A 10,028-nucleotide genomic window follows, 5' to 3' on the forward strand; every position below is an offset into this window, starting at 1 on the left:
ACAACCCAAGAAAGCAGGCGACCGTAACCACGTGACGAGCCGAGAACAAGGTGCCGCTGCGCCGGCTTCGGAAGCACGCAGCAGCGTCGAGATTCCGAATGACCTCATCATGGGCCTGCTGGGTTCAGCCGATGAAAACCTGCGAGAGCTTGAGGACGTCCTTCCCGCCGATGTCCACGCCCGCGGAAACACCATCACCTTCACGGGCGAGCCTGCCGATATCGCGCTTGCCGAGCGGGTGATTTCCGAGCTGATCGTGATCGCCCGGCGTGGTCAGCAGCTCACGCCGTCGACCGTGCGGCACACCGTGGGGATGCTGACCGGCGATGGGGACGAGTCACCCGCCGAGGTGCTGAGCCTGGACATCCTGTCACGGCGCGGTAAGACGATCCGGCCAAAGACGTTGAACCAGAAGCGTTATGTGGACGCGATCGACGCCAACACGATTGTCTTCGGCATCGGCCCTGCCGGTACCGGTAAGACGTACCTGGCAATGGCGAAGGCGGTCAACGCCTTACAGAGCAAGCAGGTCACCCGCATCATCCTGACGCGGCCGGCCGTGGAGGCGGGGGAGCGGCTGGGGTTCCTGCCCGGCACACTGAGCGAGAAGATCGATCCGTACCTGCGGCCCCTATACGACGCGCTGCACGACATGATGGATCCCGAGCTGATTCCCAAGCTGATGGATGCGGGAGTCATCGAGGTCGCGCCGCTGGCCTACATGCGCGGCCGGACCATCAACGACGCGTTCATCATTCTCGACGAGGCGCAGAACACCACCGCCGAGCAGATGAAGATGTTTCTCACCCGGCTGGGCTTCGGCTCCAAGATCGTGGTGACCGGTGACATCACTCAGGTCGATCTGCCGGGCAACGCCCGTTCCGGGCTGCGCGCGGCCATGGACATCCTCGACAATATCGAGGGAATTCATTTCTCGGAGTTGACCAGTGCCGATGTGGTGCGCCACCGGCTGGTCTCGGAGATCGTGGATGCTTACGCGCGGTTTGAGGACTCGGACTTGACGGGCAATCGCGCGCAGCGGCGCGCGTCGGGGAACCGGAGCCGGCACCGATGAGCATTGAGGTCGTCAACGAGTCGGGTATCGACGTCGCCGAGGGCGAGTTGGTCAGCGTCGCACGATTCGCCATCGCGGCAATGGATGTCCATCCGGCCGCCGAACTTTCGATGATGCTCGTCGATCTGGCGGCGATGGCCGACCTGCACATGCGGTGGATGGACCTGCCCGGCCCCACCGATGTGATGTCGTTCCCGATGGACGAACTGGAGCCCGGTGGTCGTCCCGACGCGCCCGAGCCGGGTCCGTCGATGCTGGGCGATATCGTGCTGTGCCCGCAGTTCGCGGCCGAACAGGCTGAGGCGGCCGGACATTCGTTGGCGCACGAGCTGGCGCTGCTGACGGTGCACGGTGTGCTGCACCTGCTCGGCTACGACCACGCCGAGCCCGAGGAAGAGCGCGAGATGTTCGCGCTGCAGAACCAGCTGCTGCAGGACTGGTACGAGCAGCAGGCCCAGCTGTACCGAGATAGCCGTCTGCTCGACAAGTCGCGCAACTTCGACGAGTGATGTCTGGCATAGGGCTGCTGCTGGCGGCGATCGCGCTCGTCGGCCTGGGCGGGGCGTTCGCGGCCATCGACGCGGCCATCAACACGGTGTCCTCGGCGCGTGTCGACGAGCTGGTTCGTGAGGAACGGCCTGGCGCGGTGCGGCTTTCGGTGGTGATCCGGGAGCGTCCACGCTATGTGAACCTGGTGGTGTTACTGCGCACCACCTGCGAGATCTTGTCGACGGTGTTCCTGGTCGGCTATCTCACCGCGCGGATGAGCCTTGGTGCGGCGTTGATGATTTCGGCGATTGTCATGGTGGTGACGAGTTTTGTGGCCATCGGGGTGGGCCCGCGCACGTTGGGGCGTCAGCATGCGTACTCGATCGCGCTGGGCGCCGCTGTTCCCCTGCAGGTGATTTCGGTGCTGCTGGGCCCGATTTCGCGGTTGCTGATTGTGCTCGGCAACGCGGTGACGCCCGGACGCGGTTTCCGCAACGGACCGTTCTCCTCCGAGATCGAGCTGCGCGAGGTGGTCGATATGGCGCAGCAGCGCGGCGTGGTGGCCGATGACGAACGCCGGATGATCCAGTCGGTGTTCGAGCTGGGCGATACGCCCGCCCGCGAGGTGATGGTGCCGCGCACCGAGATGGTGTGGATCGAATCCGACAAGACGGCAGGTCAAGCGACTTCTCTGGCGGTGCGCAGCGGACACTCCCGCATTCCGGTGGTTGGGGAGAACGTGGACGACGTCGTCGGCGTGGTCTTCCTCAAAGATCTTGTCCAGCAGACGTATTACTCGGTGAATGGCGGGCGCGACGTCACCGTGGCGCAGGTGATGAGGCCTGCGGTGTTCATCCCGGACTCCAAGCCGCTGGATGCGCTGCTGCGTGAGATGCAGCAGCACCGCAAGCACATGGCGCTGCTGGTCGACGAGTACGGGGCGATCGCCGGGCTGGTGACCATCGAGGACGTGCTGGAGGAGATCGTCGGGGAGATCGCCGACGAGTATGACCATGACGAGGTCGCCCCGGTGGAAGATCTGGACGACAAGGTGTTTCGTGTCTCCGCCAGACTGCCGATCGAGGACTTGGGGGAGCTGTACGACATCGAGTTCGACGAGGACCTGGACGTCGAGACGGTCGGCGGACTGCTGGCGCTCGAGCTGGGACGCGTTCCACTGCCGGGGTCAACGGCTTCCTCGCACGGACTTTTGTTACAGGCCGAGGGCGGTCCGGACACGCGCGGCCGGGTGCGCATCGGGACAATCCTGGTGCAACCCGACCCCGACAGCGGCACAGCGGCAGACGACGAGAAAACGGAGGAAAAAGATGGCTGAGTTGGATGCAGAAGACAACAAGCTCGTCGTGCTGGCCCGTGGCGCGATGGGGCGTGCCGAAGCGAAGTCGGGAGCGGCGGTGCGCGACGGCGACGGCCGTACCTACGCCGGTGCGCCGGTGTCGCTTTCGGCATTGTCGTTGACGGCGTTGCAGGCGGCGGTGGCGGCGGCGGTGTCCAGTGGGGCCTCGGTCATCGAGGCGGCAGTGCTGGTTGGCGGTTCACACGAGGATCCGGGCCTGGCCGCGGTGCGTGAGCTTTCGCCGTCGGCGACGGTCATCGTCACCGATCGCACCGGCGTGCCTGCGGGGCAGCTGTGACCTCGCCGGAATTCCGTTCGGGTTTCGTCTGTTTCGTCGGCCGGCCCAATACCGGTAAGTCGACGTTGACCAATGCGCTGGTCGGCCAGAAGGTGGCCATCACGTCGAACCGGCCGCAGACCACCCGGCACACGATCCGCGGCATCGTGCACCGCGAGAACTTCCAGATCGTGCTTGTCGACACTCCCGGTCTGCATCGACCGCGCACGCTTCTCGGGCAACGGCTCAACGACCTTGTGCGCGATACGTATTCCGAGGTTGATGTGATCGGCTTGTGTATCCCGGCCGATGAGGGCATCGGGCCGGGGGACAAGTGGATCTACGAGCAGATCAAGCTTGTCGCACCGCGCACCACGCTGATCGCGATCGTCACCAAGATCGACAAGGTGAGCAAGGAGCGGGTGGCCGAGCAGCTGCTGTCGGTGTCGCAGCTCGTCGGGCCGGACGTCGACATCGTGCCGGTGTCCGCCGTCTCGGGCGCCCAAGTCGAGGTGCTGACAGAGGTTTTGGCGTCCAAGCTGCAGCCAGGGCCCGCGTTCTATCCCGACGGTGAACTGACCGATGAGCCCGAAGAGGTGCTCATGGCCGAGCTGATCCGCGAGGCGGCGCTCGAAGGTGTGCGCGATGAGCTGCCGCACTCGCTGGCAGTGGTGATCGACGAGGTGAACGAACGTGAGGGGCGGCCCGAGGGTTCGGAGCTGATCGACGTGCATGCGATTCTCTACGTCGAGCGGGACAGCCAAAAGGGCATCGTCATCGGTAAGGGCGGCACGCGGCTGCGTGAAGTCGGGACCAACGCGCGCAAGCAGATCGAAAAGCTGCTCGGCACCAAGGTTTTCCTGGATCTGCGGGTCAAGGTCGCCAAGAACTGGCAGCGCGACCCCAAGCAGCTCGGCAAGCTCGGCTTCTAGCGGCGGGGTCCTTTCCGCGCCCGCCCGTTTTGCGCTCTGCGCCGAGACGCTGTGCCCTCTGCGCCGAGACCGAGGTTATGGCGGTTTCGTCTCGCACAAATTCACCACAACCTCGGTCTCGCTCACGTGTCAGAGGTGCATGGCATGGTCGCGACATGGGGAACCTGGTCACGGGGAGTACGGCCATTGCGTCTGGCCTGCTGACACGTCACGAGCTGCGCACCGGCTATCGACGCATTTATCGCAATGTCTATCTACCCATCGGGGTGGAGCTCACCGCGAGTATCCGTGCCGAGGCCGCCTTCTTGTGGTCCGACGGGAGCGCAGTGGTGTGTGGTGCCTCAGCTGCCGCCCTGCATGGCAATCCGTGGATATCGGCCGACCGTCCGGCCGAGCTGATTCGCGAATGGCGCAGTGCGCCCACGGGGATCATCTTGCATGCGGACACGCTGTGCCCCGGCGAGTCGACGGTGCTCGGCGGGGTTCAGGTCACGACACACGCCAGGACGGTGTTCGATATCGGGCGCCGGGTGCACACCTCTCGTGCTGTCGAGTTGATCGACGTGCTTCTCCGTAACTGCTCGATGAGCGAGGTACGTGAGGTCGCTTCGCGGCATAGGGGCGCGCGGGGGATCCGGCGACTGATGAATGTGCTGTCGCTGGCAGACCCTGGCGCCGAATCTGTCCAGGAGACACGCTTGCGGATGTGCCTTGTCGGTGCGGGGTTACCGCGTCCGGAAACCCAGATCGAGCTGTGCGGTCCTGATGGGCGGACAATTCGTCTCGACATGGGCTGGCGGGAACAACGGGTGGCTGCCGAGTTCGACGGTGCGCAGCACTGGGGCGATTCTGTGCAGCATCGCCGCGATATCGAACGGCAAGAGACGATCGCTTCGATGGGCTGGCGGTTGGTGCGCGTTAGTCGGGACCAGCTCATCAATCAACCGTTGGCGGTCGTCCACCGAGTTCGCGCAGCCCTGAGCGCTGCGTCAAGAGCGGCCTAGCCGCCGAGACCGAGGTTGTGGCGAATTTGTGCGAGACGAAACCGCCACAACCTCGGTCTCGACGCAGAAGCGGGGCGAGGGGGCGGGCACTCACCACCAGGGGTCGGGGGTTTCCGATGCCCAATCGTTGATCGACTCCAGCTGCGCCGCAAGCGAAATGAGCAACGGCTCGCTGTTCGCCGGACCCATCAGCTGCACCCCGATGGGCAACCCGTCTTGGGTGAATCCGGCGGGCACGTTGACCGACGGCCACCCGAGCACATTCCACGGCCAGGTCATGGGGCAGGCGGCGATCTGTCCGCGGTCCGTGGCGATGCTGCCGACATCGTCGAAATCGTAAATACCCGTTGGCGGTTGGGCGGTCGTCGGCGCCAGCACAACGTTGAAGCTGCCGAAGATCTTGCCGACGCGTGCCTGCAATCGCGGCTCGGCCGCGCGCGCTCGCCGCAGCGCCCAGCCCGCCAGTCGTCGGCCCGTGCGCATGTTCGTGACGGTGCGCTGGTCCCAATTCGCCCCGGCGTCGAGCCGTTCGCGCCACGGCAGCAGCCCCGCGGTGGCCCGCGGTAGGAAGTTCAGGCCGAGTCCGACGCCGTAGTCCGGATCGCCCTCGGACACCATGTGCCCGAGGGACCGTAGCTGATGGCCCACATAACGGGTGGCGGCTTCGATCGTCGGGTGAATGCTGGCGGGAAACGCCGAGAACGGAACCTTGAGCGACAGTGCGATGCGCAGCTGCCCCGGGTCTTCGTGGACGGCATCCAGCACCCGGACGTGCGGTGGCTGATGCAAATCGCCGGCCACGTTGCCCGACGCGGCATCCAACAAGAGTGCGGCGTCGGCGACCGTGCGGGCCAGGGGCCCGTGCACTGTTATCCCGTTGAACGCCTCGGCCAGTGGCCAGGTGGAGATCCGGCCACGCTGCGGCTTGATGCCGATCAGATGTGTCCACGCGGCGGGAATCCGCACGCTCCCAGCCCCATCCGAGCCGATGGCCCCGGCGATCAGCCCGGCCGCCACCGCCGCGGCGCTGCCGCCCGAGGATCCGCCCGGGGTGTGGTTGCGGCTCCACGGGTTGCGGGTGTGGCCGAAGCCGGGCCCACTGGTGAAGCCCCACTGGCCCAGCTCGCAGGTGTTGGTCTTGCCGACGATCACCGCGCCCGCCGACCGCAGCCGTCGCACCAGCTCGGCGTCCTCGGACTCCGAACCGACGGCCCCGGCGGTACCGAACGCGGTGGGGGTGCCCGCCAGATCGGTGTCGTCTTTGATGGCGATGGGCACGCCGAGCAACGGCAGTCGCTCACCGGCAGCTAATCGCTTGTCGGCCACCGCGGCGTCCGCGAGGGCGCTCTTGGTGCACACCACCCGGAACGCGTTGAGGGTCGGCTGGCTGGCTTTGATCGCGTTGAGCGCCGCGAGGGTCAGCGAAACGGAGCTGACCGAACCCTCTACCAGCGCGGAGGCCTGGGACGTCAGCGTGGGAAAGCCCGACATGACCAGAAGGGTAAGCCGTCGAAATAGTGCGTCAATGCGGGGATTCGTCGGTACCAGATGGGAAACTCTTCGAATGCGGCTTTATCGGGATCGTGCTGTTGTGCTGCGGCAGCACAAGCTCGGTGAGGCCGATCGCATCGTGACCCTGCTGACCCGCCAGCATGGCCTGGTCCGCGCGGTGGCCAAGGGGGTGCGCCGCACCCGCAGTAAGTTCGGGTCACGGCTGGAACCGTTTGCGCATATCGACGTGCAGCTGCATCCGGGACGCAATCTCGACATCGTCACGCAGGTGCAGGCCATCGACGCCTTCGCATCGGACATCGTCAGCGATTACGGCCGGTACACCACCGCCTGCGCCATCTTGGAGACCGCCGAGCGGATCGCGGGTGAAGAGCGTGCTCCGGCCGTCGCTCTGCACCGCCTCACCGTCGGCGCACTCAGGGCCATCGCCGATCAGCAGCGTCCGCGCGAGTTGGTTCTCGATGCATATCTGTTGCGCGCCATGAGCATTGCCGGATGGGCGCCCGCCATCAGCGAGTGTGCACGCTGCGCCACTCCCGGCCCGCATCGTGCCTTCCATGTGGCGGCGGGCGGCAGCGTCTGCGTGCACTGCCGTCCCGCGGGTGCGGCGACTCCGCCGCCGGGTGTGCTGGAGCTGATGGCCGCGCTCCATGACGGCGACTGGGCGGCCACCGATGACGTGCCGCAGAGCCAGCGCACCCAGGCCAGCGGATTGATCGCGGCGCATTTGCAGTGGCATCTGGAGCGCAAGCTGCGGACACTTCCGCTTGTCGAACGTGGGACCAGGTTAAATATGACCCATGGTGAAGAGCAGCCAGCCCGATCCGCAGCAGGATAAGTACTTCACGGATTGGGCCGACGTCCCGCCCGGCTACGCCCCGACGTTCCCGGACAAGACGGTGTTCCCTGCTGTTTTCCCCAAGCTGCTGCCCGGATCGGGCCCCGGTGGCACGCGCCCACATCCCGCGCCCAAGCATCCTTCGGGTGCCGTACCGCCGGCCATTCCCAAGGAACTGGTGCCCCGGCACGTCGCGGTGGTGATGGACGGCAACGGGCGCTGGGCGCGGGCCCGTGGCTTGCCGCGCACCGAGGGGCACAAGATGGGCGAGGCCACCATGATGGACATGGTCTGTGGTGCCATCGAGATGGGTATCCCGTGGCTGACCACCTACGCGTTCTCGACGGAGAACTGGAGAAGGCCCGCGGACGAGGTTCGATTCCTGATGGGCTTCAACCGTGACGTGGTGAAGCGGCGACGCCATGACCTGAACAACATGGGCGTGCGGTTCCGCTGGGCGGGCCAGAAGACCCGGCTGTGGAGCAGCGTCTACAAGGAGCTCGAGATCACCGAGGAGCTCACCAAGAACAACAGCACGCTGACCTTGACCACGTGCATCAACTACGGGGGCCGGGCCGAGATCGCCGAGGCGACACGGAGGATCGCCCGTCTGGTGGAGTCCGGACAGCTCAAGCCCGACCGCATCACCGAAGAGACGATCGCCAAGTACCTCGACGAGCCGGACATGCCCGACGTCGATCTGTTCTTGCGGCCCTCGGGTGAGTTCCGGTCGAGCAACTTCATGATGTGGCAGTCGGCATACGCCGAGTTCGTGTTCCAGGAAAAGATGTACCCCGACTTCGACCGCCGCGATCTCTGGGCGGCCTGCCTCGAGTACGCGCAGCGCGACCGTCGATTCGGTACCGCGTAATGGTCGATGAGCCGCTTGCGCGAAGAGAATCAGGCACCGAATCCGATAACGGCGCCGACGAGATTCTGGACCGGGTGTACCGCGTGCTGCACCCGGTGCTGCCGGTCACCAAGGAGCCTGATGGTGCGCTGAGGGCCGACTACGAGGGCACGCTCACCTCGATTCGCGCGGTCACCATCGCGGCGGGCCTGGATGTGGTGTCGCTGTCGCAGGTGTTGGCCTGGGATGTGGCGGTCAACGCGAAATCGCGGCATCTGGTCGATGGGTTGGCGCAGAAGTCCCTGTTCGGAAACATTCTGTTGATTGCCAAGGGGCGCAAGGCAGATGTATTGCTGCGCTACAACTTTCCCGCCACCGAGATCTCGGACGAGGCGTTGGTGACGCTCTTACTCATGGTGTTCGCCACCGGGGCCGATGCGCGAAGGGCGCTGGGTAACTAGGAGTTCCGGCGCAGGGCGCTGCAACGACTGCACAGACCGAAGACCTCCACCGTGTGGTGGACAGCGGTGAATCCGTGTTCTTCGGCGATGTTGGTGGCCCACGCCTCGACCGCGCCGGCCTGCACTTCGACGGCGAAACCGCAACTCTGGCAGACCAAATGGTGATGGTGTCCGTCCGAACAGCGCCGGTACACCGATTCGCCGGTGTCGTTGCGCAGCACATCGACCTCGCCCGACGTCGACATCGACTGCAGGGTCCGGTAGACGGTGGTCAGGCCGATGCCTTCGCCGGTGCGTTTGAGTTCGTCGTGCAACTCCTGCGCCGACCGGAATTCATCGGTCCGGTTCAGCAGCGCGGTGATGGCGGCACGCTGGCGAGTGGACCGCACGGTGCCCGGCAAGGCTGCCCGCTCTTCGCGGACGTTCATCTCTGTTCCTCGGTGTGCGCCACCGCGTCGACGACGATATGAGAGAGGTGATCGTCGACGAGGCGGTACATGACCTCTCGCCCCTGACGTTCACCGGAGACCACCCCGGCAGCCTTGAGTACCCGCAGATGCTGACTGATCAGCGGCTGGGCGACACCGACCGCGTCCACTAACTCGTGGACGCAGCGCTGCGATTCGCGCAGCTGTAGCACGATGGCGATACGCACTGGCGCGGCAAGCGCGCGGAGTAGCTCACCGGACTGTTCGAGGATCTCGCGTGGGGGCAGCGGCCCGGGCGGTGTGAGCGGAGCATGCGGTGGCTCGGCATGTGCGGAACTAAGCACGGTGTTCACCACGGCGCTTCACCTCAACCTGAATCACGCCCCGGCCTGTCCGGAGACCCAACATGGGGTCCGGCGGCAAACCGGGCCCATCTATTGAGGGTAGTGGCCGATTGCCGATCTGGTGGTAAGGGTGTGGCCGTGGCGGCCGGGGGGCGGTGCCGACTCGGGTCATGACAGTAGTGTGCCGCCCAATCTCCACAAGTTTGCTGAAACACACGAATTCGTCAGCATTAGATGCGGCGGGTGGAGCAGAAGGGCCTGCACGTCTGCTCATGGCGGGCGATTTGATAACGGCGTCCTGGTGTTCACTCCAGGTCGGTCCGCTGGGGTTTTGGGTCTGTCGCATCGTAATTTATGCACCTCAATCGGCTTGTTGTGGGTGAGGAGTGTCACAGCCCGCTCCCAGGTCGCGGCGTTGACACGGCGTCGCCCGATCTCTACGTTATGAAAACGATAATCAT

At 65.4% G+C, this 10,028-nt stretch carries 12 protein-coding genes; 9 read left to right on the forward strand and 3 right to left on the reverse strand.

Going from position 1 to position 10,028, the window contains the following annotated elements; genetic code table 11:
- The first annotated feature begins 31 nt into the window (after window positions 1-31).
- From RHO23_RS04315 to RHO23_RS04340, 6 genes are all read left to right on the forward strand, one after another.
- Window positions 32-1,075, forward strand: a complete 1,044-nt coding sequence (locus RHO23_RS04315; protein ID WP_070916328.1) for a PhoH family protein — start codon at window positions 32-34, stop codon at window positions 1,073-1,075.
- On the forward strand, window positions 1,072-1,584 hold the full coding sequence (gene ybeY, locus RHO23_RS04320) for an rRNA maturation RNase YbeY (RefSeq protein ID WP_005060346.1): 513 nt from the start codon (window positions 1,072-1,074) through the stop codon (window positions 1,582-1,584). Before RHO23_RS04315 ends, ybeY begins: the two co-directional genes overlap by 4 nt.
- Entirely contained in the window at window positions 1,584-2,900 is a 1,317-nt protein-coding gene (locus RHO23_RS04325) for a hemolysin family protein (protein WP_070916327.1), read from the forward strand. Before ybeY ends, RHO23_RS04325 begins: the two co-directional genes overlap by 1 nt.
- The gene (locus RHO23_RS04330) at window positions 2,893-3,219 is read left to right on the forward strand and encodes a cytidine deaminase (protein WP_070916326.1); all 327 of its coding nucleotides are present in this window, start codon (window positions 2,893-2,895) and stop codon (window positions 3,217-3,219) included. The genes RHO23_RS04325 and RHO23_RS04330 overlap by 8 nt, the downstream gene beginning before the upstream one ends.
- Window positions 3,216-4,130, forward strand: coding sequence for a GTPase Era (gene era, locus RHO23_RS04335; protein ID WP_030095196.1), 915 nt, complete (start codon window positions 3,216-3,218; stop codon window positions 4,128-4,130). Before RHO23_RS04330 ends, era begins: the two co-directional genes overlap by 4 nt.
- A gap of 155 nt (window positions 4,131-4,285) precedes the next feature.
- A complete protein-coding gene (locus RHO23_RS04340) occupies window positions 4,286-5,134 on the forward strand; it encodes a DUF559 domain-containing protein (protein ID WP_423488704.1) in 849 nt (282 codons plus the stop codon).
- A 90-nt stretch (window positions 5,135-5,224) separates the two neighbouring features.
- On the opposite strand, the gene RHO23_RS04345 is transcribed toward RHO23_RS04340, so the two are convergent.
- The gene (locus tag RHO23_RS04345; RefSeq protein WP_057966797.1) at window positions 5,225-6,625 is read right to left on the reverse strand and encodes an amidase; all 1,401 of its coding nucleotides are present in this window, start codon (window positions 6,623-6,625) and stop codon (window positions 5,225-5,227) included.
- 73 nt (window positions 6,626-6,698) lie between these two features.
- On the opposite strand from RHO23_RS04345, the gene recO reads away from it, so the two are divergent.
- Genes recO through RHO23_RS04360 form a run of 3 tightly spaced genes read left to right on the forward strand, consistent with a single transcriptional unit; the run spans window position 6,699 to window position 8,795 of the window.
- On the forward strand, window positions 6,699-7,484 hold the full coding sequence (gene recO, locus RHO23_RS04350; protein WP_030095199.1) for a DNA repair protein RecO: 786 nt from the start codon (window positions 6,699-6,701) through the stop codon (window positions 7,482-7,484).
- On the forward strand, window positions 7,447-8,355 hold the full coding sequence (locus RHO23_RS04355) for an isoprenyl transferase (protein ID WP_030095200.1): 909 nt from the start codon (window positions 7,447-7,449) through the stop codon (window positions 8,353-8,355). Before recO ends, RHO23_RS04355 begins: the two co-directional genes overlap by 38 nt.
- On the forward strand, window positions 8,355-8,795 hold the full coding sequence (locus tag RHO23_RS04360; protein WP_064408409.1) for a hypothetical protein: 441 nt from the start codon (window positions 8,355-8,357) through the stop codon (window positions 8,793-8,795). Before RHO23_RS04355 ends, RHO23_RS04360 begins: the two co-directional genes overlap by 1 nt.
- Here RHO23_RS04360 and RHO23_RS04365 read toward each other — a convergent pair.
- Together RHO23_RS04365 and RHO23_RS04370 are read right to left on the reverse strand one after the other, a co-directional pair.
- Entirely contained in the window at window positions 8,792-9,184 is a 393-nt protein-coding gene (locus tag RHO23_RS04365; RefSeq protein WP_030095202.1) for a Fur family transcriptional regulator, read from the reverse strand. The genes RHO23_RS04360 and RHO23_RS04365 overlap by 4 nt on opposite strands.
- 35 nt (window positions 9,185-9,219) lie before the next feature.
- Window positions 9,220-9,579, reverse strand: coding sequence for an ArsR/SmtB family transcription factor (locus tag RHO23_RS04370; RefSeq protein WP_030095203.1), 360 nt, complete (start codon window positions 9,577-9,579; stop codon window positions 9,220-9,222).
- Window positions 9,580-10,028: the final 449 nt, after the last annotated feature.

This window comes from Mycobacteroides sp. PCS013, assembly GCF_049532645.1.
Taxonomy (GTDB): Bacteria; Actinomycetota; Actinomycetes; order Mycobacteriales; family Mycobacteriaceae; genus Mycobacterium; species Mycobacterium gwanakae.